Origin of the sequence: Pseudonocardia sp. TRM90224 (assembly GCF_021245725.1) — a bacterium.
In the GTDB taxonomy this organism is placed as follows: Bacteria; Actinomycetota; Actinomycetes; order Mycobacteriales; family Pseudonocardiaceae; genus Pseudonocardia.
In genome coordinates this window covers 1-21,911 of record NZ_JAJGSX010000016.1, presented here as the reverse complement: position 1 = coordinate 21,911, position 21,911 = coordinate 1, and the positions used below count along the sequence as shown (strand labels likewise).

General features: G+C 71.7%; 22 protein-coding genes. 7 read left to right on the top strand and 15 right to left on the bottom strand.

The features are described from left to right. Nucleotides 1-30: 30 nt before the first annotated feature. From LL648_RS22370 to LL648_RS22350, 5 genes are all read right to left on the bottom strand, one after another. On the bottom strand, nt 31-1,410 hold the full coding sequence (locus LL648_RS22370; RefSeq protein WP_441344309.1) for a lysine N(6)-hydroxylase/L-ornithine N(5)-oxygenase family protein: 1,380 nt from the start codon (nt 1,408-1,410) through the stop codon (nt 31-33). 222 nt (nt 1,411-1,632) lie between these two features. Then, complete coding sequence (locus tag LL648_RS22365) at nt 1,633-2,508, bottom strand: alpha/beta fold hydrolase (RefSeq protein ID WP_232664632.1); 876 nt, start codon at nt 2,506-2,508, stop codon at nt 1,633-1,635. Next, the gene (locus tag LL648_RS22360; RefSeq protein WP_232664631.1) at nt 2,505-3,827 is read right to left on the bottom strand and encodes an O-acetylhomoserine aminocarboxypropyltransferase/cysteine synthase family protein; all 1,323 of its coding nucleotides are present in this window, start codon (nt 3,825-3,827) and stop codon (nt 2,505-2,507) included. Before LL648_RS22360 ends, LL648_RS22365 begins: the two co-directional genes overlap by 4 nt. Further along, nucleotides 3,797-4,810 (bottom strand): isopenicillin N synthase family dioxygenase, encoded by a 1,014-nt coding sequence (locus LL648_RS22355; protein ID WP_232664630.1) that lies wholly within the window; start codon nt 4,808-4,810, stop codon nt 3,797-3,799. Before LL648_RS22355 ends, LL648_RS22360 begins: the two co-directional genes overlap by 31 nt. 333 nt (nt 4,811-5,143) lie before the next feature. After that, nucleotides 5,144-5,353, bottom strand: coding sequence for a hypothetical protein (locus LL648_RS22350; RefSeq protein ID WP_232664629.1), 210 nt, complete (start codon nt 5,351-5,353; stop codon nt 5,144-5,146). Between the two features lie 273 nt (nt 5,354-5,626). Here LL648_RS22350 and LL648_RS22345 point away from each other — a divergent pair, with 273 nt between their 5' ends. Both LL648_RS22345 and LL648_RS22340 read left to right on the top strand, forming a co-directional pair. Next, the gene (locus LL648_RS22345) at nt 5,627-5,869 is read left to right on the top strand and encodes a DUF397 domain-containing protein (protein ID WP_232664628.1); all 243 of its coding nucleotides are present in this window, start codon (nt 5,627-5,629) and stop codon (nt 5,867-5,869) included. A 169-nt stretch (nt 5,870-6,038) separates the two neighbouring features. Beyond that, entirely contained in the window at nt 6,039-6,938 is a 900-nt protein-coding gene (locus LL648_RS22340) for a helix-turn-helix domain-containing protein (protein WP_374112090.1), read from the top strand. A gap of 19 nt (nt 6,939-6,957) precedes the next feature. Here LL648_RS22340 and LL648_RS22335 read toward each other — a convergent pair whose 3' ends face one another. Further along, on the bottom strand, nt 6,958-7,797 hold the full coding sequence (locus LL648_RS22335) for an SAM-dependent methyltransferase (protein WP_232664627.1): 840 nt from the start codon (nt 7,795-7,797) through the stop codon (nt 6,958-6,960). 86 nt (nt 7,798-7,883) lie between these two features. Then, entirely contained in the window at nt 7,884-8,333 is a 450-nt protein-coding gene (locus tag LL648_RS22330; protein ID WP_232664626.1) for a MarR family winged helix-turn-helix transcriptional regulator, read from the bottom strand. 61 nt (nt 8,334-8,394) lie between these two features. Between LL648_RS22330 and LL648_RS22325 the strand changes: the two genes are divergently transcribed. Continuing rightward, on the top strand, nt 8,395-9,531 hold the full coding sequence (locus LL648_RS22325; RefSeq protein WP_232664625.1) for a cytochrome P450: 1,137 nt from the start codon (nt 8,395-8,397) through the stop codon (nt 9,529-9,531). A gap of 81 nt (nt 9,532-9,612) precedes the next feature. Here the strand turns inward: LL648_RS22325 and LL648_RS22320 are convergent, their stop codons facing one another. Next, entirely contained in the window at nt 9,613-10,500 is an 888-nt protein-coding gene (locus LL648_RS22320) for a TIGR03560 family F420-dependent LLM class oxidoreductase (RefSeq protein ID WP_232664624.1), read from the bottom strand. A gap of 122 nt (nt 10,501-10,622) precedes the next feature. On the opposite strand from LL648_RS22320, the gene LL648_RS22315 reads away from it, so the two are divergent. After that, complete coding sequence (locus LL648_RS22315) at nt 10,623-11,276, top strand: TetR/AcrR family transcriptional regulator (protein ID WP_232664623.1); 654 nt, start codon at nt 10,623-10,625, stop codon at nt 11,274-11,276. Nucleotides 11,277-11,489: 213 nt separating this feature from the next. Here LL648_RS22315 and LL648_RS44225 read toward each other — a convergent pair whose 3' ends face one another. Continuing rightward, entirely contained in the window at nt 11,490-11,624 is a 135-nt protein-coding gene (locus LL648_RS44225; RefSeq protein ID WP_255686240.1) for a hypothetical protein, read from the bottom strand. Between the two features lie 98 nt (nt 11,625-11,722). Here LL648_RS44225 and LL648_RS22310 point away from each other — a divergent pair, with 98 nt between their 5' ends. Continuing rightward, entirely contained in the window at nt 11,723-11,929 is a 207-nt protein-coding gene (locus LL648_RS22310) for a hypothetical protein (RefSeq protein ID WP_232664622.1), read from the top strand. A 16-nt stretch (nt 11,930-11,945) separates the two neighbouring features. Here LL648_RS22310 and LL648_RS22305 read toward each other — a convergent pair whose 3' ends face one another. The 6 genes from LL648_RS22305 to LL648_RS22280 form a co-directional block, all read right to left on the bottom strand. Then, on the bottom strand, nt 11,946-14,189 hold the full coding sequence (locus LL648_RS22305) for a heavy metal translocating P-type ATPase (RefSeq protein WP_232664621.1): 2,244 nt from the start codon (nt 14,187-14,189) through the stop codon (nt 11,946-11,948). A gap of 14 nt (nt 14,190-14,203) precedes the next feature. Then, nucleotides 14,204-15,175 carry a hypothetical protein gene (locus LL648_RS22300; RefSeq protein WP_232664620.1) on the bottom strand — a complete coding sequence of 324 codons (972 nt, stop codon included), beginning with the start codon at nt 15,173-15,175 and terminating at the stop codon, nt 14,204-14,206. Nucleotides 15,176-15,177: 2 nt separating this feature from the next. After that, nucleotides 15,178-15,393 carry a heavy-metal-associated domain-containing protein gene (locus tag LL648_RS22295; protein WP_232664619.1) on the bottom strand — a complete coding sequence of 72 codons (216 nt, stop codon included), beginning with the start codon at nt 15,391-15,393 and terminating at the stop codon, nt 15,178-15,180. Nucleotides 15,394-15,595: 202 nt separating this feature from the next. Beyond that, nucleotides 15,596-16,231 (bottom strand): TetR/AcrR family transcriptional regulator, encoded by a 636-nt coding sequence (locus LL648_RS22290; protein WP_232664618.1) that lies wholly within the window; start codon nt 16,229-16,231, stop codon nt 15,596-15,598. Continuing rightward, nucleotides 16,212-17,972 (bottom strand): ABC transporter ATP-binding protein, encoded by a 1,761-nt coding sequence (locus LL648_RS22285; protein ID WP_232664617.1) that lies wholly within the window; start codon nt 17,970-17,972, stop codon nt 16,212-16,214. Before LL648_RS22285 ends, LL648_RS22290 begins: the two co-directional genes overlap by 20 nt. Then, nucleotides 17,969-19,771 carry an ABC transporter ATP-binding protein gene (locus LL648_RS22280; RefSeq protein WP_232664616.1) on the bottom strand — a complete coding sequence of 601 codons (1,803 nt, stop codon included), beginning with the start codon at nt 19,769-19,771 and terminating at the stop codon, nt 17,969-17,971. Before LL648_RS22280 ends, LL648_RS22285 begins: the two co-directional genes overlap by 4 nt. A gap of 94 nt (nt 19,772-19,865) precedes the next feature. On the opposite strand from LL648_RS22280, the gene LL648_RS22275 reads away from it, so the two are divergent. Beyond that, a complete protein-coding gene (locus tag LL648_RS22275) occupies nt 19,866-20,738 on the top strand; it encodes a bifunctional helix-turn-helix transcriptional regulator/GNAT family N-acetyltransferase (protein WP_232664615.1) in 873 nt (290 codons plus the stop codon). A 10-nt stretch (nt 20,739-20,748) separates the two neighbouring features. Then, nucleotides 20,749-21,447 carry an RraA family protein gene (locus tag LL648_RS22270; protein ID WP_232664614.1) on the top strand — a complete coding sequence of 233 codons (699 nt, stop codon included), beginning with the start codon at nt 20,749-20,751 and terminating at the stop codon, nt 21,445-21,447. Nucleotides 21,448-21,911 lie beyond the last annotated feature (464 nt).

The following is a 21,911-nucleotide window of genomic DNA, read 5'->3' as shown; positions in this document are numbered from 1 at the left end:
TCCGACTTCGTGGCTGAACGGGTGCTGTTCTCAGCGGGCTGCTGCGCTCGCCATCGACGGCGTCGCGAGCCGTTCGGTGCGGGCGGTCAGCGCGGCAACGATCTCCCCCGAACGCACGGCGACGTTCGAAAGCAGCGTCGACGAGATGCCGTGCGTGTGCTCGGTCGCACCCTGCACGAACAGCCCGGCCGTGAGCGGCGCGCCGTCGGGCAGCCGCCCGGTGGACATCCGGTAGTCGCGACGGAACACGGGCCTGCCCAGCTCGTCGCGCGTGCAGGCGGCGGCGAGGTCGGTCGTGAGCAGCCACAGCGGGTCGTGCGATCGGTAGCCGGTCGCGTAGACCACGGCGTCGGTGCTGAGCACCTCGCAAGCGCCGTCCAGCATCGACTCGACGGTCAGCTCGACGCGGTCGGAGAAGCCGGCGACGCCGGTGATCCGCGAGACGTTGAGGAACCGCAGCCGCTCGTGCCCGGCAACCATCTCGTGGTAGTGCCGGCGGTAGAGCGACTCGATCAGCGCGGTGTCCACCACCGAGTAGTTCGTGTTCGCGTGGTAGCCGAGCAGCATGTCCTTGACGGCATCGGGCGCGACGTAGAAGTCGTCGACGGCGGCCGGGTCGAAGATCCGGTTCGCGAACGAGCTGTCGTCGGCGGGGCTGAACCCGTACCGCGCGAACACCGCGCACACCTCGGCCGCCGGGAAGGTGCGATGCAGGTAGTCGACGGCCTCCGCGGCGCTCTGCCCGGCCCCGACCACCGCGAGCCGCTTCGGCTCGACGAGCTCCGGCACGCGGTTCATGAGGTCGCGCGCGTGCCAGACGCGTTCGCCCAGCGCGACCCCTTGCGGGACGTTCGGGACCAGGCCGGTGGCCAGCACGACGTTGCGGGCGCGCAGCCGCGTGACCGTGCCGTCGGCGGCCCGGCACACGACGTCGAGCAGCTCGACGTCGCCGCCGTCTCGCACCGGCAGGATCTCGACGACCTCGGTGCCGTAGCGGATCTGCTCGGCGAACCGCTGCGCGGCCCATTCGAGGTAGTCGTGGAACTCCAGGCGGGTCGGGTAGACGCTGCCGTAGTTGATGAAGTCGACGAGCCGGCGCTTCGAGTGCAGGTACGACAGGAAGCTGAACGGGCTGGCCGGGTTCCGCAGCGTGACGAGGTCCTTGAGGAACGAGACCTGCATCGTCGCGTCGTCGATCAGCATGCCGCGGTGCCAGCCGAACCTGCCCTGCTGCTCGACGAACCGCACGGTGAGCCGGCGCTCGGGTGGGACGGCCGCGTTGTGCTCGTGCAGCGCGATCGCCAGCGCGAGGTTGGACGGCCCGAACCCCACCCCCACTACGTCGAGGACCTCGCGGTCCGGCTGCGTTCGGGCGGGGGCAGCGTGCGCCATCGTCGTCCTCTCGAGCACGGGTGCATGCAAGGTCCGCATGCCCTCAGGAAAGGTCAGGCTAACCTTTCTTGCGCAGGTCGTCGCCCCCGCCGTGCGAGTGATCTCCGATACCTCTGCGGAACCGCCCACTGCTCCGATCGGCGCACCCGCCCCGAGCACCCCGCCCAACTTCCCCACCGTTTTGCCAATCTGCACACGCAAAACGGCGTGCAGGTTGGCAAAACGGTGGGGAGCTTCGGGTCAGACGCGCGCGCCCGTGACCGCGATCGCGAAGCGGATCAGCTCCTCGTGCACGGCCTTGCGGTCGAGCTCGTGGAGGATGTTGTGCCGGTCCTCCGGGTAGACGACGATCCGCCCGCGCGGCAGCGTGTCGGCCACCTGCTTCGCCGCCTCGACCGGCGCGAGGTCGTCCTCCTCGCCGTGCAGGAGGAGCACCGGGAGGTGGTCGAGCGCCCCGATCGCGACGAGCCGCGCCGTGCGTGACGACGCCGCCCGCAGCGCGCGCAGCGTCTCGGGGCGCAGCCCGCCGTCCCACACCAGCGGGTCCTCGCGCACCCGCTGCGCCTGGTCGGGGTCGCGCACCAGCTCGCCGGGGTCCTTGCGCAGGTCCATCGGGTCGAGCCCGGAGGCGATCAGCGCGTCGAGCCCGCCGGACGTGGTCAGCGACGAGCCGGCCAGCACCAGCCCGACGACGTCGGCGGCGGGGTCGTCGATCCCGCTGTCGGTGTCGGGCCGCGGGCGGATCTCGCCGACGAGCAGCGTCGCGATCGCGGAGCCGAGCGAGTGCCCGACAACGACGACCGGCACGCCCGGCCGGGCGACCTTGATCACCCGAAGCAGCGTCTCCGCGTCGGCCACGAGGTCGTCGAGGTCGTGGATGAGCACCCGCTCCCCGTCGCTGCGGCCGTGTCCGGCCAGGTCGGGGGCCCATACTTCGAGCCCGGCCGCTACCGCCGCCTCGGCGAGCGGCGCGTACTGTCCGCCGTGCTCACCCAGCCCGTGCAGCACCACGAGCTCCGCGACCGGCTTCCGCTCCGGCCGCCACCGCCGGTAGCGCACCACCCCGTGGCGGCCCGCGAACTGTTCCGGCGGTGCCGTCTCCCGCTCTGTCGTCATGCCGCCAGCCCCGCTTTCAGATCGTTGATCAGGTCGTCGACGCCTTCGATGCCGACGGACAGCCGTACAAGTCCTGGTGTCACACCGCTCGCGGCCTGCTGGGCAGGGTCGAGCTGCGCGTGTGTCGTCGACGCCGGATGGATGACGAGGCTGCGCACGTCGCCGATGTTGGCGAGGTGGCTGAACAGCCTCAGCCCGCCGACGAGCCGCTGGCCTGCGGAAACTCCGCCCTCGACCTCGAACGCGAGCACCGCGCCCGCACCGAGGGGCAGGTAGCGCTCGGCCGCCGCGCGCCAAGGGCTCGACGCGAGCCCCGGGTAGTGCACCGCGCTGACCTGCGGGTGTTCCTGCAGCCATGCGGCGATCGCGGTCGCGTTGGCGACGTGCCGCTCCATCCGCAGCGGGAGCGTCTCGATGCCCTGCAGCAGCAGGAAGCTGTTGAACGGCGACGGCGCAGGTCCGAGGTCGCGCAGCAGCTTGGTGCGCAGCCGCAACGCATAGGCGAGCCCGTCGGCGCCGAACGCGTCCCAGAAGACGAGGCCCGCGTAGCTCGGGTCGGGACGTGTGAAGCCCGGCCAGCGCTGCGGGTCGGCACCGAAGTCGAACCGGCCGGCGTCGACGACAACACCGCCGATCGCCGTGCCGTGACCGGCGAGGAACTTCGTCGTCGAGTGCACCACGATGTCGGCGCCGTGCTCGATCGGCCGCATCAGCCACGGGGTCGGCACCGTGTTGTCGACGACCAGCGGCACGCCCGCGGCGTGTGCGACACCGGCGACCGTGGCGACGTCGAGCACGTTGCCGCGCGGGTTGCCGATGCTCTCGGCGAACAGCGCCCGGGTCCGCGGCGTGATCGCGGCCGCCCAGGCGTCGGGGTCGTCGGGATCGGCCACGAACGTCACGCCGATCCCGAGCTCACCGAAGGTGTGGGCCAGCAGGTTGTACGTGCCCCCGTACAGCGCGGCCGACGCGACGACGTGGTCGCCGGCCCGGGCGAGGTTGAGCAACGACAGCGTCACCGCGGCCTGCCCACTGCCGACGGCAACGGCGGCGACCCCGCCCTCCAGCGACGCCAACCGCTCCTCGACGACCGCCGTCGTCGGGTTGGACAGCCGCGTGTAAGCGTGGGTCTGCAGGTCGCGCAGCGCGAACGCCTCCGCCGCGTGCGTCGCGTCGTCGAAGACGTACGAGGTGGTCTGGTAGATCGGGACGGCCCGCGCGCCCGTCGCCGGGTCGGGCACCGCGCCGGCGTGCAGCGCGCGGGTCTCGAACCGCCAGCCGTTGCTGTTCACGATCGTCTCGCCAGCACGTCCGACCACCAGCGCTCCGCCACCCGCGGGTGCGAGCGCAGCCAGCCGACCAGCGCGTTCTCGCCGAACTCCGCCAGCAACGGGTTGTCCGGGTCGTCGGCTACCCCGTTCGCGTCGGCGGCCAGCTCCGCCGGCAGTTCGAGCGGCTCGACGACGGCATCGAGCCGCGGGCCGAGGAAGAACGGCACCGAGTAGCGGTCGATCCCCGCCGGTGGGCTGAGCACGCGGTGCTGGGTGGCGCGCAGGTAGCCCTGGGTCGCGATCTCCAGCATCTCGCCGATGTTGAAGACGAACGCTCCCGGCACCGGCACGGCGTCGATCCACGATCCGTCGCGCAGCTGCACCTGCAGGCCGCCGACCTCGTCCTGCTGCAGCAGCGCGAGGTAGCCGTAGTCCTTGTGGCTGCCGACCCCCTGATCGGCGTCGACGGACGCCCGCGGCGGGTAGTGCACGACCTTGACGTGCACCGCGGCCTCGTCGTCGAACCATCGGTCGAAGTAGTCGGCGGGCTGGCCGAGCGCCGCCGCCAGCGCGCGCAGCACCTCGCGGCTCACCCGCAGCGCCTCCGCCTGCCAGCGCAGCACGACGTCACGCAGCTCCGGCAGGGCCGACGGCCACTGGTTCGGCCCGACGAGCCGCAGGTAGTCGGGGTCGCCGGCACCGAGTTCGAGCGCCGCGCGTTCGGGGCCGATGTCGAGCTGCTCGCGCTGGTCGGCCGTGCCGCCGGTGTGCTCGGTGCCCACTCGCGTGTAACCGCGGAACTGGGGCGACCGGACGTTCTCGATCTCCAGCCGCTGGTCGATCGGCAGCGCGAAGAAGCGCTGCGCGACGTTCATGATCCCGGACAGGACGTCCGACGGGACGCCGTGGCCCTGCACGTAGAAGAAGCCGACCTCGTGCGCGGCGACACGCAGCTCGGCGAGCGCGGCCGCGCGTTCGGCGCCGTCGAACCGCGCGAGATCGATGATCGGGAGTGAGCGGGTACTGACCATCGCGGCACCTCACCGGGTCGGGAGCGGACAGGTCGTCCGGTGCCGCAGTACTTCCCGAGGCACCGGCGGCGTTCAGCGACAGCGCCTGAAGAACATGGGCTCGTCGAACTGATCGCCGCGGCGGCCTGCCCAGAGCGGCCCCTGGAGCGCGCTGCTCGTCCGGCCGGTCGGAGACATGGGGCCGATACAACCACGGACCCAACGCGGCGGCCACGAACAGAGGTCGTGGTGTGACAGACGCCGCTGGTCGACGTGGGATCGGCGGAAACGCACGGGCGGCCGGACGACGGCGGGTGCAGCCGCTCGTCGCTCGCCACATGCAGCCCCCGGGCGTCAGCCCGAGAGCCGCCCGAACCGGCCCACCCGCTGCTGCTCGTGGTTCAGCTCCCACATCTCTGTGCAGAGCTGGCACGGCTTCCCGTCGGGCTCGACCATCGGCGCCGCGTACACGGTGTGCCCGCAGATGGCTTGGTAGTGCCCGGAAGCACGGGTGAACTCGACGTCGGGCACGTCGTGCGCCCTGCCGTCGCTGAGACAGGTCACGGGCACGGTGGCCCTGGCCAGATGGAGACGCTGAGACACAGACGGACGTCTGTGTTCTTGGCCCACGACTCCCCCTTTACAGGTCGTGGCCGAGCACACGTCCACTCATCGGTCTCCGTGTGCCGCTGGCCGTACTCCCCCGCCAACTAGTTTGGCGATCCCGGCTTGCATCCGCAACCCTGTCTGCAACACCATCTGCAAGAACGTTTGAAAGTGCATATGTAAGTCACACGGGGGGATGAGTCCGTGGCCGGATCGGGTCGGAGACACGACATGCAATACAACGACGGCACGACCAACGTCGCCGCCGATCAGCTCGAAGACGTGACGTGGCGCAAGGCCACGGCCAGCAATCCCAGCGGCGACTGCGTCGAGCTCGCGGACCTCGCGAGCGGCGGCGTCGCAGTCCGGCACTCCCGCGCTCCCCGCGGCCCCGCGCTGCTCTACACGCGTGCCGAGATCGCGGCGTTCATCCGCGGCGCCAAGGACGGCGAGTTCGACGATCTCATCGCGTAGCCCTTGGAGCCGCCGTCCGGCACCACCCTGCGCAGAAGACTGCACGGGATTTCCGTCACGGGTCTATGCTCCATCGGTCGCGGTGTGTGCCGAGGCGGTCCACCGGCCGTCCGAGGCAGACGTCCGGCAGGTGTCGCCCATCAGGACCCGACCGTCGTGAGGTTGAGCTGTGACTGCAGAGCCGCCGAAGCCCGGGCAAACCACCCCGCTCAGCCCGAGCATCCAGGCCGGTCCGACCGTCATGCGCATCGTGCTCGGCACCCAGCTGCGCAGGCTCCGTGAGGCCGCTGGCATCACGCGCCACGCCGCCGGCGAGGCGATCAGGGCGTCCCACGCCAAGATCAGCCGGTTGGAGCTCGGGCGCGTCGGGTTCAAGGAGCGCGACATCGTCGACCTCCTCACCCTCTACGGCGTCACCGACGAGCGGGAGCGCGAGGGCTACCTCAGCCTCGTCAACCGCACGAACGCCAGGGGCTGGTGGCACCAGGACGGCGACATCCTGCCCAGCTGGTTCGAGATGTACCTCCGCCTCGAGCAGGAGGCGAGCTTCATCCGCACCTACCAGGTGCAGTTCGTGCCCGGCCTGTTGCAGTCGGAGGAGTACGCCCGCAACGTCATCCGGGCGGGGCACAGCAGCGAGTCGGCGTACGAGATCGACCGCCGCGTCCAGCTGCGGATGGCACGCCAGAAGATGCTCACCGAGCCCGGCGCGCCGCAGCTGTGGGCCGTCATCGACGAGGCCGCGCTGAGCCGGCCGTTCGGCCCGCCCACCGTCATGCGCTCGCAGCTGGAGCACCTGCTCGAGATGAGCGCCATGCCGAACGTGACGGTACAGATCCTGCCCTTCCGAATCGGCAGCCACGCCGCCGCGGGCGGCCCGTTCACGATCCTGCGCTTCGCCGAGCCCGACCTGCCCGACGTCGTCTACCTCGAGCAGCTCAACAGCGCGGTCTACCTGGACAAGCGCGCCGACATCGAGGACTACCTCGGCGTCATGGAGCGCGTGAGCGTCCAGGCCGAGACCCCGTTCAAGACGAAGGCATCGCTGCGCCAGATGCTCGACGGCTGACGCCCCAGGGAATCGCAGGTCAGCCGGTCGGCTTCTGCGCCATCCCCACCGCGTAGAGGGTGTGCACCGGGCTGTCCTCCGGCGTCTCCTCGTCGGGACGCCAGTCGTTGGCGTACACCAGCCCCGGCTCGACCATCTCCAGCCCGTCGAAGAACGACTGCAGCTCACCCCACGAGCGGAACCGACCGCCGCCGAGGTCGCCTTCCATGAACGCGCGCTCCAGCTCCTTCGCGCGGTCCTCGTCGTCGTCGAGGAAGTTGCCGAGCATGAGGTACGAGCCCGGCGTGAGGCGCTCGCGGATCGCCGCGGCGGTCGTCGCGGCCTCGTCGTCGTCCAAGTAGTGCAGGAGGCTCGACGCGATGACGGCGAACGGCTCGGCCAGGTCGATCAGCTTGATCGTGTCGGGGGCGGCGAAGACGGCCTCGACGTCGCGGACGTCGGCCGCGATCACAGCGGTCGTCTCGTCGTTGGCCAGCATTGCGCGGCCGTGCGCGAGGACCATCGGGTCGTTGTCGACGTAGACCACCCGGACCTGCGGGTCGATCTCGTGCGCGACCTCGTGGACGTTGCCGACGGCCGGGAGACCGGAGCCGAGGTCGATGATCTGGCGGATACCGGCCTCGCGGACGAGGTAGCTCACCGCGCGGTGCTGCTGCAGCCGGTTGTCGCGGGCGATCAACGGGGTTTCGGGCACGACCCGGTACATCGCCTCGGCGGCCCTGCGGTCCACTTCGAAGTGGTCCTTGCCACCGAGCACGTAGTCGTACACCCGTGCGTTCGAGGCTCGTGTCAGATCGATCTCCGGCAGTGGCTGCTCGAAGTTGTCGTCGTCGATCCAGTGGCCCCGGCCGTCCCCCAAGACCGCTCCTCCCTGCGTGCCGCGTCCGACCCGGAAGCCCAGATAGGACGCTCCCCCACAGCCTAGACGACCTGCGGATCCGCCTTTCACCCGGCGCCGCGCACCTCATCGGGACCGAAGGATCCCAGCAGCCGATCGGCAACGACGAGGAAGCCGGCCAGGTCGGCTTCCGGGAGGTCGCCGAGCAGCCTGTGCGCGGCCTTGCGGCGTCCTTCCGCCATCCATTCCGCCGTTTCCACCCCTTTGGGGGTGAGTGCAACGAGCGTCGCGCGCCGGTCGCGTGGATGCGGTTGGCGCTCCGCCCAACCCTGCGTCTCGAGCGCGTCGACGAGCGCGGTCACGTAGCGCGGCGTGCACTGCAGGAGCTGACTCAGCTCGCGCTGCACGACCGGGCGCCCCTGCTCGTGCAGCACCAGCAGCAAGCCCGCGCGCACCGGTGTGAGCCCGCGCTCGGTCAGCGCCGAGTTCATGGCGCCCCCGATCTGCGCCGCGATCGCGAAGGCCCGGTCCAGCACGTCGACGGGGTCCGGAGCCACGGCCACAAGCTATCACCACCACATCATGTACATAGTTCACAATGTATGGTGTCATCGAACCATGGCCAACCTGCACCGCACCCGCACCCCGGCCGGCGATCCCGCGTGGCGGGTCGCCGACTACGCGACCATCAAGGCGCTGCTCGGCGACCCGCGGCTCGACTACACGCACGCGGACCCGGACCGGGCGCCGCGCTACTCGGATTCGGTCATGTTCGGCCGGCCGCAACCGGAGTCGCCGGCGACCACCACCGCGCACACCCGCATGCGCAAGCTGCTCAGCCCGTGGTTCAGCGCCCGCCGCATCGAGCAGCTGCGCCCGCGCGTCGGCGAGATCGCCGCCCACCTGCTCGACGAGCTCGCCGGCCGGGATCGGCCGGCCGACTTCCACGACGCGGTGTCGTTCCCGCTGCCCGCGCTGGTCATCTGCGAGCTGCTCGGCGTGCCCTACCGCGACCGCGACGACTTCCGACGCTGGTCGGAGGAGACCGCCGACATGACCGACACCACACGGTCCATGCAGGGCTTCGCATCGCTGTGGCAGTACATCTCGACGCTCGTCGCCACCAAGCTCGACCAGCCGGGCGACGACCTGCTCTCGGCGCTGGCGGCCGCGCACCTCGCGGACCCGGCGACGTTCACGCTGGTCGAGGCGGCACAGATCGGCGCGGCCGTGCTGATCGCCGGCCACGAGACGACGGTCGCCGCCATCGACTCCGGGGTGGTGCTGCTCGCGCAGCACCCCGAGCAGCGGGCCGCACTGCGCGCCGATCCGTCGGGGATCCCCGCTGCCGTCGAGGAGATCCTGCGCTCCGCGCGGACGGGCGAGCCTGCGCCGGACGACACGACCGCCCGCGGGCTCGTCCGGTGGACGAACGCCGACGTCGAGGTGGACGGCACCGTCGTCCCGACCGGCGACATGGTCGTGCTCGACCTGCGGGCCGCCAACCACGCACCGCACGTCGTCGGCGACCGGCCGGGGTTCGACGCCGCCCGCCGCCCCAACCCGCACCTGACCTTCGGCCATGGCGCGCACTTCTGCATCGGCGCTCCCCTCGCACGTCTGGAGCTGCAGGTGCTGTTCGCCGCGCTACTGGAGCGGTTCTCGTCGCTCGAGCTCGCCGTTGCAGTGGAGCAGCTCGAGCCGCGCTCGAAGCTGCTCACGGGCGGCCTCAGGGCCCTCCCCGTAACCTGGTGACCCGAAACTTCCCCACCGTTTTTGGGCGGATGCGCGCCGATTTCGCGCGCATGTGCCCAAAACGGTGGGGAAGTTGGCGGCTCAGACGGCGACCGCCTCGACATCGCGCACCAGTGCCGCCGCCTCCGCCAGCCGCTCGACCCGCTCGGGAGTGAAAGGGCCCGAGGTGATCACCATGGCGTGCTCGATGCCGAGCTCGGCGAGCGCGGCGCAGCGTTCGGCGAACGCGGCGGCGGACTCGTCCGGGTTGATCCGGGTCGCGACGGTCTTCTCGACCTCGCTGAACGGCCTGCCCACATCGGCGCAGTGCCCGGCGAGCACGTCGAGCTTCCGCCGGATCGTGAGGCCGCCGTCGGGGATGTCCGGCAGGTTGCAGGCCTGGCCGAACCGCGCGACCAGCCGCAGGGTCTTCTTCTCCCCGGTACCGCCGATCATGATCGGCGGGTGCGGACCGCTGAGCGCGGGCGGGCTGTTGACCGGGCGGGTGAGCCGGTGGTGCGTACCCTCGAACGCCGACTCGTCACCGGCCCACATCTGCAGTGCGAGCCGCAGGGTGTCCTCGAGGTGTTCGAACCGCTCCCCCGTCGGCGGCAGCGGCAGGCCCATCATGTCGGCCTCCTCCTGCAGGTAGCCGGCGCCGATCCCGAGCCACGCCCGGCCGCCGGACAGCACGTCGAGCGTCGTCACCGCCTTGATCAGCAGGGACGGCGGACGGAACGTCACGGCGGAGACCGCGGCGCCGAGCCGGATCCGCCGGGTGACGGCAGCCAGGTAGCCCAATGCCGTGTACGGCTCGAGCATCGCATCGGTGACGTTCGTGCCCGGGGCGCCTTGGATCATGTGGTCGGGCACCCAAAGCGTGTCGAGGCCGCCGTCGTCGGCGAGCTTCGCGATCCGGCCCATCTCCTGCGCGAGCTGCGCCGCGCCGCCGGGGAACGTGTACTCGGTCAGCGAGAGGCTGATTCGCATCGTCTTCTCCTCGTCATCTATCTGGAGGACTTCCCTCCGGATGCTGCTGACCGTAGCATGATGTGGAGGATTTTCCTCCAGGTATTTCGGAGTAATCTCCTCCACTTGACGAGAGGATCACCATGACCCGCCCGCTGCGCGCCGACGCCCTGGAGAACCGGCGCCGGATACTCGCCGCCGCCAGGGAGGCGTTCATCGACCTCGGCCCCGGCGCGTCGCTCGACGAGGTGGCCCGCCGCGCCGGCACCGGGATCGCGACGCTCTACCGGCGCTTCCCCGACCGGCAGGAGTTGATGCGCGCCGTCGTCATGGACGCGCTGGAGACGGCGGCGGCCGAGATGCGCAGCGCCGTCGAGGAGGAGCCCGAGCCGTTCGCCGCGCTGCGGCGCTACGTCCACCGCGCGATCGACGCCCGGGTCGCCGCGGTGATCCCGGCGCTGCTCGACGCCATCCCGGAGGACGACGCCGAGCTCACCGCCGCGAGCGGCGAGGGCGGGCGGCTGCTGGAGCAGCTCATCACGACCGCGCAGGAGGCGGGGACGCTGCGCCCGGACGCGACGGTGGCCGACGTCGGCGCGCTGGTCGTGCGGCTCTCGCGGCCGCTGCCGGGGGCGGTGCCGCGCGACCTGGACATCGCGCTGGCGCACCGCCACGCCGACCTGCTGCTCGACGGGTTATCGACCGCCGCCGAGCTCACGACCCCGCTCGGCGGGCCGGCGCTCACGTTCCCCCAGCTCAGAACCGCCGCGGGAGGTGGACAGCGTCCGCGGTCCTGACAGCACGGCCACGGCGACGGCCATGACCGTCGCGACGAACATCCCGGCCGTCCACGACGCCGACCGCCTGAGCTGGACGTACCAACCGAACGGCTGGTGGTCGAGACCGTCCGGGCGAGCCTCGATCGGCTCGTCGACGCGGTGCAGCGGCACGACCTGTTCGTCGAGCTGCAGCGGCTCGGTGCGGAGTCCGACTTCGACACCGTCCGCGGTTCACCGCAGTGGCGGACGTACCTCTCGCTGCAGGCCACCTTCCTCAGCCTCGCCGACGGCGAGCTGCGCGACGACGTCGCGGGCGCGCTCGCCGGGTCGGAGCAGCGGTTCGTCACCCGCATCGCGGTTGCGCACGAGCAGCTTGCCTGCGTCTTCGGCTACCGCATCCGCCCGAGCTCGACGCCGGCTTCACCGACCTCGCCGAGGTCGCCACCGCGACGCTGCGTGGGTTCGTGCTGGCCGCGCTCGCGACGCCGGAGCCGCGCCGGATCACGGCGGCGCCGTTCGACTCCAGCGAAGCAGCCGAGTGGTCCCTGCCCGCGCTGGGCGTCGTGGGCGCGATCATGGCGTTCCTCGCCCCGGATCCCGCCGCCCGCTGGGACCCCGAACGCGTCGACAACGACGTTATGGCTGCCCTGGAGGCCCGGGGACAGCCATAACGTCGTTGTCGACGGCCTACTTGAACGCGCGCAACCGCTGGCTGTTCGCCACCACGAAGGCCGAGCTGAGGGCCATCGCGGCACCGGCGAGCATCGGGTTGAGCAGGCCGGCCGCCGCCAGCGGGAGCGCGGCGACGTTGTAGGCGAACGCCCAGAACAGGTTGCCCTTGATCACCGCGAGGGTCCGCCGGGCGAGCCGGATCGCCTCCGGCGCGGCGTCGAGGTCGCCACGGACCAGCGTGATGTCGCTGGCCTCGATCGCGACGTCGGTGCCGGTGCCCATGGCGAGCCCGAGGTCGGCCTTCGCGAGCGCCGCGGCGTCGTTCACGCCGTCGCCGACCATCGCGACGACCTTGCCCTCGGCCTGCAGCTGCGCGACCACGTCGACCTTGTCGGAGGGCAGCACCTCGGCGTGCACCTCGGTGATGCCGACCTCGTCCGCGACCCGGCGCGCCACCACGGCGTTGTCGCCGGTGAGCAGCACGGGGGTCAGGCCGAGAGCGCGCAGCCGGGCGATCGCGTCGGCCGATGTCGGCTTCACGGTGTCGGCGACGGCGATCACGGCACGCGGCTCGCCGTCCCACGCAACCGCGATCGCGGTGTGCCCCTGCTCCTGCGCCGCAGCGTGCGCCGCCGCGAGTGCCGGGGTCAGCGACTGGCTCCAGCGCTCCAGCAGCGCCGGGCGCCCGACGAGCACCGCGTGCCCGTCAACGACACCCTGCACGCCCAGCCCCTCGACGTTCATGAAGTCGGAGACGCCGGGGAGCTCGCCGACCCTGGCCCGCGCACCCTCGGCGACGGCCGCCGCGATCGGGTGCTCCGACGCGCTCTCCAGCGCGCCGGCCAGCCGCAGCACCTCACCGGTGGCGGCGCCCCCGTCCGCGACGTGGACGTCGACGAGCGTCATCCGGCCGGTCGTGACGGTGCCGGTCTTGTCCAGGACCACGGTGTCGACCTTGCGCGTCGACTCCAGCACCTCCGGGCCCTTGATCAGAATGCCCAGCTGCGCGCCCCGACCGGTCCCGACCAGCAGTGCCGTCGGCGTCGCGAGCCCGAGCGCACAGGGGCAGGCGATGATCAGCACGGCCACGGCCGCGGTGAACGCCGCCGCAACACCGTTGCCCGTGCCCAGCCAGAACGCGAGCGTCACGGCGGAGAGCGCGATGACGATCGGCACGAACACCCCGGAGATCCGGTCGGCCAGCCGCTGCACGTCGGCCTTGCCGTTCTGCGCCTCCTCGACCAGCGCGGCCATCTGCGCCAGCTGCGTGTCGGCGCCGACCCGCGTCGCCCGCACGACGAGCCGGCCGCCCGCGTTGACGGTCGCGCCGACCACCGCGTCGCCGCTGCGAACCTCGACGGGCACCGACTCGCCGGTGATCATGCTGACGTCGACGGCGGACGCGCCCTCCTCGACGACCCCGTCGGTCGCAACCTTCTCCCCCGGCCGCACGACGAACCGGTCGCCCACCACGAGCTCCGCGATCGGGACGGTGCGCTCGGTGCCGCCGCGCAGCACCGTCACCTCCTTGGCACCCAGCTCCAGCAACGCGCGCAGCGCCGCACCCGCCAGCCGCTTGGAGCGCGCCTCGAAGTAGCGCCCGGCGAGGATGAACGTCGTGACGCCCGCGGCAACCTCGAGGTACAGGTTGCCCGCGCCGTCGCTCGGCTCGATCGTCAGCTCGAAGGGGTGCACCATGCCCGGCACGCCCGCGGTGCCGAACAGCAGCGCGTAGAGCGACCACAGAAACGCCGCGACGACCCCGAGCGAGATCAGCGTGTCCATCGTCGCGGCGCCGTGGCGCAGGTTGCGAAGGGCGGCCTTGTGGAACGGCAGCGCCGCCCAGGTCACGACGGGCCACGCAAGCGTCAGCGAGATCCACTGCCAGTAGGTGAACTGCAGGGCGGGGATCATCGCCATCGCCACCACCGGCACCGCGAGTGTCGCGCTTACGAGCAGCCGGTTGCGCAGCTGCGTCGTGGGGTCGTGCTCCGCGGCGTCCTGGGTGGTCGGCTCCGCCTTCGGCAGCACCGCGGTGTACCCGGCGGCCTCGACCTGCGCGACGAGCGTTGCGGTGTCGATCCCGTCGGGAGCGTGCACGCGCGCCTTCTCGGTCGCGTAGTTGACGGTCGCGCTGACGCCCTCGAGCTTGTTGAGCTTGCGTTCGATGCGGTTGGCGCACGACGCGCAGGTCATCCCGACGATGGACAGCTCGACGTCGGTCACCGGTGCGACGCTCTGCGCCGTCAGGGTGCTCATCTCCGTGCTCCTTGTCAGTGACCGTGCGGCTCGGCCGAGTGGCCGGTGGCAGCGGGGGCGTCGGGCACCGCGGGGCCGGTCGCGACGGTGAACTCCGCCGTGCGCACCACACCGCCGTGCTGGAAGTCGAGGAACAGCCGGTAGTCGCCCGCGCTGGGCACCTCGGCCACGAACTTGATCTCCGGTCCGGCCGGGGTGCGCCCGTCGCCGGGCTGCCCCTCCGGGTGGACGTGCAGGTAGGCGAGGTCGCCGCCGCGCAGCGCGACGAGGTGCCCGTACGCCGCGAGGTAGGGCTGCAGGTCGGTCACCGGCTTGCCGTCCTTCGCGACGCTCAGCGTGACCGGCGAGCCCTGCCCCGGCACGAGCTCGCCGGTGAGGGAGACCGTGTAGCCGTCGACCTTCGCGGTCCGGCTCGGTGCGTACGTCTTGGGCTCGAACGAGCCCGGTGCGGCGAGGTCGACGCCGAGCGTCGTGCCGGCGCCGCCGGTCGGGGCGAAGTCGGCGAACGCGCGGTAGGAGCCGCCGGCCGGCAGCGTGAGCGGCACGCTCCAGGTGCCGTCGGCCGCCATCTCGGGGTGGACGTGCTGGAAGCCGGCGGTGTCGCGGCGCACGACGATCAGGTGCATCCGCTTGTCGTGCTCCACGTCGAAGGCGGTGACGGGGTTGCCGTCGGGGCCGGTGACGCGGAAGGCGAACTCGGCTGCGGTGCCGGGCGTGAGCGTCGGCGAGACCGGGACGAGCGTGTAGCCGCCGCGGCTGGAGGCCAGGCCGGCCGGGAGATCGGCTGTCGGGGCAGGGCCGGCGCTGTGGCCGGCCTCGGCGTGCGGTGCTGCGGCAGCGGGTTCGGGGTTCATTGTTCCGTGCTCCATCGCGACTGGTGGGGGCGGCGCGAGGGTGGGTCCGACGAACGAGCCGACCGCGTACGCGCCCGCCGCGAGCAGCACGACCGCGAGGCCGTACGTCGCGAGGCGCTTCGTGGTGTTCATGGCTACGCGGCCCCCACGGTGTATCCGGCCTCCTCGACGGCGGCGCGGACGTCCGCGTCGTCGAGCGGCCGGGCGCTGGTGACGGTCACCGTTCCGGTCGGCAGGTCCACCTGCACGTCCGTGACGCCGGCGAGAGCACCGACCTCCTCCGTGACCGACGCGACGCAGTGCCCGCAGGTCATCCCGGCGACGGCGTAGGTGGACGTGGACTGGGACATGAGGACCTCCGGCGTCGTACTGGCTACCCGTAGGGGGTATCAACACCGGGAACCATACCCCGTCCCCCTATCCGCACAAGCCCTCTCACTCGAACTGCCTAGTACCCCCTGGGGGTATCAGTCACGGCAAACTCCCCACCGTTTTGGGCACTTGCGCGCTCCGCAGGCGCGCATCCACCCAAAACGGTGGGGAAGTTGGGGTTCAGGGGTGGGCGTAGCGGGCCAGGACGCCGTCGACGACGATCGTGATGCCCTCGGGGAAGTGTTCCTCGTGCGAGCGCACCCGCCGGACCTCGGTGAGGTTCGGGTACAGCTCCGGGTCGCTCTCGCGGGCCATGCGGCTGGCGAAGCTGTCGGGGTCCTGCTGGTGGGCGCGCAGCAGCTCGCCGTAGGTGTAGTCCCAGATGACGGCCGACGCGGGGGCCGCGTCGTGCGGCCCCACGCCGGCCGCTCGCAGCGCCTTGAAGAGCCGCTCCATCAGCGGCAGCACGACGGGGCTCGCGAGCCCCTCCGTGATCTGCACCATGACCGCCCACGCGTCGCGGTGCAGCACGTGGTGCACCGCCGTCACCAGCCCGATGATCTCCGTCCGCGGATCGGGCGACGGCGGTGGCGGCTCGATCTCCCCCGCGACGACGTCGAGCATCGCGACCAGCAACGCCTCGCGATCGCCTATGTGCCGGTAGAGCGTCATCGGCGCCTTGCCGAGCTCGTCGGCGATCGCGCGCATCGTCACGGCCGCCATGCCTTCGCGACGGGCGATGGCGAGCGCGACGGTGACGATCGTCGCGCGGTCGAGGCGGCCGTAGCCGCGCCGGTCAGCTCTCGGTGCGCTCACGGGGACGATTCTCCGCGGCCAACCGCCAGCCGCGCGCGCGGCTGCGCTCTCGCCAGAACTCTGCGTAGCGCCCGTCCGCGGCGAGCAGCTCGCCGTGCGTGCCGTGCTCGACGATCCCCCCGTCGTCGAGCACGACGATCTGGTCGGCCGCGACGACCGTCGGCAGCTTGTGCGCGATCACCAGCAGCGTCGAGCGGGATTGCAGCGTGCGCAGCGCGTCCTGGACGAACCGCTCGTTCTCCGGGTCGAGGGCGGCCGTCGCCTCGTCGAGCAGGACGATCGGCGCGTCCTTGAGGATCGCCCGCGCCACGGAGACACGCTGGCGCTCCCCGCCCGAGAGCGACGTCCCACCCTCCCCCACCCTGGTCGCCCAGCCGGCCGGCAGCCGCTCGACGATCTCCTGCACCCCGGCGAGCCGGCCGGCTTTACGCACCTCGGCGTCGGTCGCGTCGGCCCGCCCGACCCGGATGTTGGCCTCCAGGGTGTCGTCGAAGAGGTAGACGTCCTGGAACACCATCGCCACCTGCGCCATCAGCGCGTCGGTGGTGAGGTCGCGGACGTCGGCGCCGCCGACGCGCACCGTGCCCGAATCGACGTCCCAGAAGCGGGCGATCAGGCGGGTCACCGTCGTCTTGCCCGATCCGGAAGCGCCGACCAGCGCCGTCATGGTGCGCGGCGGCACCCGCAGCGACACGTCGCGCAGCACCGGGCGGCCCGGCTCGTACCCGAACGTCACGCCGTCGAGCTCGATCTCGCCGCGGGCGGAGACCACGACCGCCTCGGCCGGCTCGGGCAGCGGCTGCTCGGCGAGGATGCGTGCCATGCGCCGGACGTCGTTGCGGCCCATCCGCAGCGCGCCCGCGAACTCGGCGACCTCGGAGAGCGGCCCGGTGAACCGGGCCGAGAGCGCGAGCAGCGCGATCACCTGGACGGTGTCGACGGATCCGCCGAGTGCCAGCAGCACCCCGACCGCAATGAGCACCGTGAAGGCGAGCTGGGCGGCGAACCCGCCCGCGATCAGCCCCGGCACGGCCATCCACAGGCTCCTCCGGCCGACGATCCGCTGCCCCTCGATCGCGTCCTCCAGCGGCTGGTAGCCCTCGACGCCCCGGCCGAACGCGCGCAGCGCGAGCTGGCAGCGCGCGAACTCGACGACCCGGTTCCCCGCCTCGACGGCCGCGGCGTCGGTGAGCTCGTCACCCCGCCCGACCAGCGACGCCGACCATCGGAACGCCAGGTAGAGCACCGGCGAGCAGATGATCACGGCGGCGGCGAGCCGCCAGTCGAAGAAGAACATCGCGACCGCGATCGTCGCCGGCGTGACGATGCCCGTCACCAGCGGCGTGAGCAGGTGCGCGAAGAGCCCGCCGATCATCATCGTGCCGCTGGTGAGCGTCTGCGAGAGCCGGCCGATCTTCTCCGACGAGAACCAGCCCAGCGGGAGGCCGACGACGTGGTCGCCCATCTGGTGGTGCATCGACGAGAGGACGGTGAGCGCCACCTCGAACCCGCGCATCGCCTGCACGTAGTGCGCGATGCAGGCGAACAGCGCCGCGCAGACGAGCACCGACAGCCAGGCGAGCGCGCCGCCGATGTCACCGGCGAGCAGGTCCTGCAGCACCGGGACGATCATCACCATCGCGACGCCCTGCAGCACCGCGTACGCCACGCACCACACGAAGTAGCCGATCAGCGACCGGCGGTGCTCCTGGCCCATGATCCTGAGCAGGTCCTGGATCATCGTGCGCCCCCCTCGTGCACGGCCCACATGCGGGCGTACCGCCCGTCGGCGGCCGACAGCTGCTCGTGCGTTCCCTGCTCGACGATCTCCCCGCCGTCGAGCACGACGATCCGGTCGACGCCGGTGATCGTCGTCAGCCGGTGCGCGATGACCAGCACGGTCCGGCCGGCCGCGAGCGTGGAGAGCGCGTCCTGGATCGCGGCCTCCGACTCGGGGTCGGCGAACGCGGTCGCCTCGTCGAGCACCAGCACCGGCGTGTCGGCCAGCAGCGCACGTGCGATCGACACCCGCTGCGCCTCGCCGCCGGAGAACAGCGCCTCCTCGCCGATCACGGCGGTGTAGCCGCCGGGCAGCTTCGTGATCCGGTCGTGGATCTGCGCGGCCCGCGCCGCGGCGAGGATCTCGTCGTCGGTGGCATCGGGCCGGCCGAGCCGGATGTTGTCGGCGACCGTCCCGCGCAGCAGCTGGACGTCCTGCAGCACGAACCCGACCCGCCGGTACAGCTCGTCCGGGGCGATCTGGCGGACGTCCACGCCGCCGATCCGGACGGCGCCCGCGGTGACGTCGTGGAACCGCGGGACCAGCGTGGCCAGCGTCGACTTCCCGGAACCGGACGGGCCGACGAGCGCAGTGATGGTGCCCGGCTCCAGCACGAGGGAGATGTCGTGCAGCACGTCGGTGGTGCCGTCGTAGCTGAACCGGACACCGTCGAGCTCGACGCGGTTGCCCTCGGGCAGCTTCGGTTGTGCTGCGACGGGCAGCTCGGGCGTCTCCAGCAGCTCGACGATGCGCAAAGCGGCCGAGGCCGCCGTCCGCCGGGCCTGCGCGCCGAACGACATCGCGAGCACCGTCGTCGGGATGACCATCGCGATCAGCACCTCGGTCATCGCTTCGATCGGCGTGACCCAGCCCTGCGCGACGAACCAGATGCTGCCGCCGAGGCTCAGCACCGCGACGATCGGCGCGGAGAGCGCCATGCTCGCGATCGCCTCGATCGTGAGCATCGGGCGGACCCAGTCGGAGTAGAACGAGCCGAAGTCGTCGGCGGCGCTGCGGTAGGCGGCGTGCGATCGGCGCGCCCTGCCGTACGCCTTCACCACCGCGATGCCGCTGACGAACTCGACGATCGCAGCGCTGATCCGGGCGTACCCGGTGTTCATCTGGTCCATCTTCTCCTGGTAGCCACGCATCATCCAGGCGTAGGCGGCCGCGTAGAACGGGAGCGTCCCGATGGCGAGCAGGCCGAGCCGCCAGTCGAGGGAGAAGACGTACAGCAGCCCGCCGACCGGCAGCACGATCGCCGCCGTCATCTCGACCGAGTGGTGCGCGACGAGGTGGTGCAGCTCGGTGATGTCGTTCTGCGCCACCTTGCGCACGCGCCCCGACGAGTTCTCCGAGAACCAGCCGAGCGGGAGCTTGCCGAGGTGCGCAGTGATCCGTCTGCGCAGGATCGCCTGCAGCCGCACGTCGGCGAAGTGGGTGATCGCCAGCGCGGTGCCGAGCAGCAGGCCGCGCAGGCCGAGGCCCGCCACGATGAGCCAGACGGTGAGCAGCACGGCGCCGCCGTCGACCGGGGGCGCGAGCAGCTGCGTCGCCAGCTGGGCGAGCCCGATGAACGGCACCAGGCCGGCGACCGCGCCGAGCGCCGCGGCCACGACCGCCAGCATCGTGGCGCCGCGGACGGGCCGGCGCAGCTCGGCGAGCGCGGCGGCCTCCTTGCGCGCGCGTTGGCGTGGCGTGTCGACCGGCGCGGCCGGTAGCGGCGCGGGCGCCGTGCGTTCGGTGACAGCGGTCGTCATTCCTCCCCCTTCGCTTGAGTAAGGGCACCCTACACACATGCGTACAGCCACAACATCCTTGGCGCTCCAACTTTTCTCTGACTAAAGTCAGAGGATGGACGCGGAGATGGTGGCGAAGGTGCGCAGCTTCAACCGAACCGTCACGCAGCGGGTCGGCGCGCTCGACGACGCGTACCTCTCCCGCGGGCGCCCGCTCGGCCAGGCCCGGCTGCTCTGGGAGATCAGCGACGGACCGAGCGAGCTGCGCAGGCTGCGGTCGCGGCTCGACCTCGACTCCGGCTACCTGAGCCGGCTGGTCGCCGGCCTCCAGAAGGAGGGTCTGGTGGCCGTCGAGACCGATCCGGACGACGCGCGCGTCCGCACCGCCCGGCTGACCCCGGCGGGTCGGGCGGAGCGTGCAGAGCTGGACCGGCTCTCCGACGAGCTCGCCGAGACGATGATCCAGCCGCTCAACGTCTCACAGCGGGAGCGGCTGGTCGCCGCGATGGCGGAGGTCGAGCAGCTGCTCGTGGCGTCGATGGTCGACGTGCGGGTGACCGACCCGCGCCACCCCGACGCGCAGCTGTGCATGTCGTCGTACTACGCCGACCTGGCCACCCGCTTCGACGGCGGCTTCGACCCCACCGTCACCCGCCCCGCCGAGGACGACGCGATCACACTGCTCGTCGCGCGGCTGCACGAGGAGCCCGTCGGGTGCGGCGCGCTGAAGGTGATCCCCTCCGAGCACTGCGCCGACGTCAAGCGCATGTGGGTCTCGCCGACCGTCCGCGGGCTCGGCCTGGGCAGGCGGCTGCTGACCGAGCTGGAGACGCACGCGCGCGGGCTCGGCGTGCGCACGTTGCGCCTGGAGACGAACCACACGCTGGTCGAGGCCATCGGGCTCTACCGGGCGGCCGGGTTCGTCGAGGTCGAGGCATTCAACGACGAGCCGTACGCCCATCACTGGTTCGCCAAGACCTTGGACTGAGAGGACGCACATGGAGCAGGACGAGATCGAGCAGCGCTTCGCTGCGCTCACGACGGCGCACATCGCCGACGGGTGCGTCCGCACGCAGGTGCCGGTGCGCTGCGCGCCCGCCGAGGTGCGGGCGGTGGTCCCGGGCACGAGGGTCGCCGGCCGGGCCGCCCCCGCGCGGCACGTCGGGAGCGTCGACATCTTCCTCGAGGTGATCACACCCGGCGCCGTGCTCGTCGTCGACAACGCCGGACGCGTCGACGAGAGCTGCGTCGGCGACCTGATGGTGCTGGAAGCGCAGGCCGGCGGGATGGCCGGGATCGTGATCTGGGGGCTGAACCGCGACACCGCGGAGATCCAGGAGATCGGCCTGCCGGTCTTCAGCGCCGGCTCCCTCCCCACCGGCCCGTTGCGCCTCGACGAGCGCCCCACCGACGCCACCACCGCGGCCCGTTTCGGGGAGTGGACTGTGACCAGCTCCGACGTCGTCCTCGGCGACGAGGACGGCGTCCTGTTCGTCCCCGCCGACCGACTCCCCGACGTCCTCTCGGTAGCGGAGACGATCCGCGACACCGAGCGGCGGCAGGCCGACCTGATCCGCTCCGGCACCTCCCTGCGGAGCCAGGTCCGGTTCGGCACCTACCTCACGGCACGTGCGTCGGAACCGACCCTGACCTTCCGCGAACACCTCCGCCGCGTGGGCGGCGCGATCGAGGTCTGAGCCCGGCGAGCACTGCACGAGTCGCGCCCACCCCGAGCGCGAGTCGGGGCCAGACCGTGCGCGAGTCGGGGCGGGCAGGTGGGTCGACACTTTCGGCACGGTGAGTCGACACTTTGGGCACGGTGAGTCGACACCTCCAGCACGGCGAGTCCCACGTTTCGGCAGGCGAGTCCCACGTTCCAGCGGGCGAGTCCCACGTTTCGGCGGGCGAGTCCCACGTTTCGGCGGGCGAAGCGCACGTTTCGGCGGGTGAGTCGCGCGATCCGGGGCGGTGAGTCGCGCGTTTGAGTGGGTGGGGGTGGGTTCTCGACGTGGTTCCGTTGGGTGGGTTTGTGGCGGACAGTCTCGTGGCGGTGGCCTTGTCGGTCTTGGTGGTCGCGCGTTTTTAAGGGCGCCCTCGCCGGGCGGGCAGATCTCCGGGATGGGTTGGGTCGTGCCATCCCGTCGACCTCCTTGGGGATACC

Excerpts from the sequence above, each read along its gene's own strand:
- LL648_RS22270 (WP_232664614.1), top strand. The coding sequence starts at position 20,749 with ATGGAGCAGGACGAGATCGAGCAGCGCTTCGCTGCGCTCACGACGGCG.
- LL648_RS22315 (WP_232664623.1), top strand. The coding sequence starts at position 10,623 with ATGACCCGCCCGCTGCGCGCCGACGCCCTGGAGAACCGGCGCCGGATA.
- LL648_RS22280 (WP_232664616.1), bottom strand. The coding sequence starts at position 19,771 with ATGACGACCGCTGTCACCGAACGCACGGCGCCCGCGCCGCTACCGGCC.
- LL648_RS22355 (WP_232664630.1), bottom strand. The coding sequence starts at position 4,810 with ATGGTCAGTACCCGCTCACTCCCGATCATCGATCTCGCGCGGTTCGAC.
- LL648_RS22320 (WP_232664624.1), bottom strand. The coding sequence starts at position 10,500 with ATGCGAATCAGCCTCTCGCTGACCGAGTACACGTTCCCCGGCGGCGCG.
- LL648_RS22345 (WP_232664628.1), top strand. The coding sequence starts at position 5,627 with ATGCAATACAACGACGGCACGACCAACGTCGCCGCCGATCAGCTCGAA.
- LL648_RS22295 (WP_232664619.1), bottom strand. The coding sequence starts at position 15,393 with ATGTCCCAGTCCACGTCCACCTACGCCGTCGCCGGGATGACCTGCGGG.
- LL648_RS22325 (WP_232664625.1), top strand. The coding sequence starts at position 8,395 with ATGGCCAACCTGCACCGCACCCGCACCCCGGCCGGCGATCCCGCGTGG.
- LL648_RS22285 (WP_232664617.1), bottom strand. The coding sequence starts at position 17,972 with ATGATCCAGGACCTGCTCAGGATCATGGGCCAGGAGCACCGCCGGTCG.
- LL648_RS22365 (WP_232664632.1), bottom strand. The coding sequence starts at position 2,508 with ATGACGACAGAGCGGGAGACGGCACCGCCGGAACAGTTCGCGGGCCGC.
- LL648_RS22305 (WP_232664621.1), bottom strand. The coding sequence starts at position 14,189 with ATGAGCACCCTGACGGCGCAGAGCGTCGCACCGGTGACCGACGTCGAG.
- LL648_RS22300 (WP_232664620.1), bottom strand. The coding sequence starts at position 15,175 with ATGAACACCACGAAGCGCCTCGCGACGTACGGCCTCGCGGTCGTGCTG.
- LL648_RS22275 (WP_232664615.1), top strand. The coding sequence starts at position 19,866 with ATGGACGCGGAGATGGTGGCGAAGGTGCGCAGCTTCAACCGAACCGTC.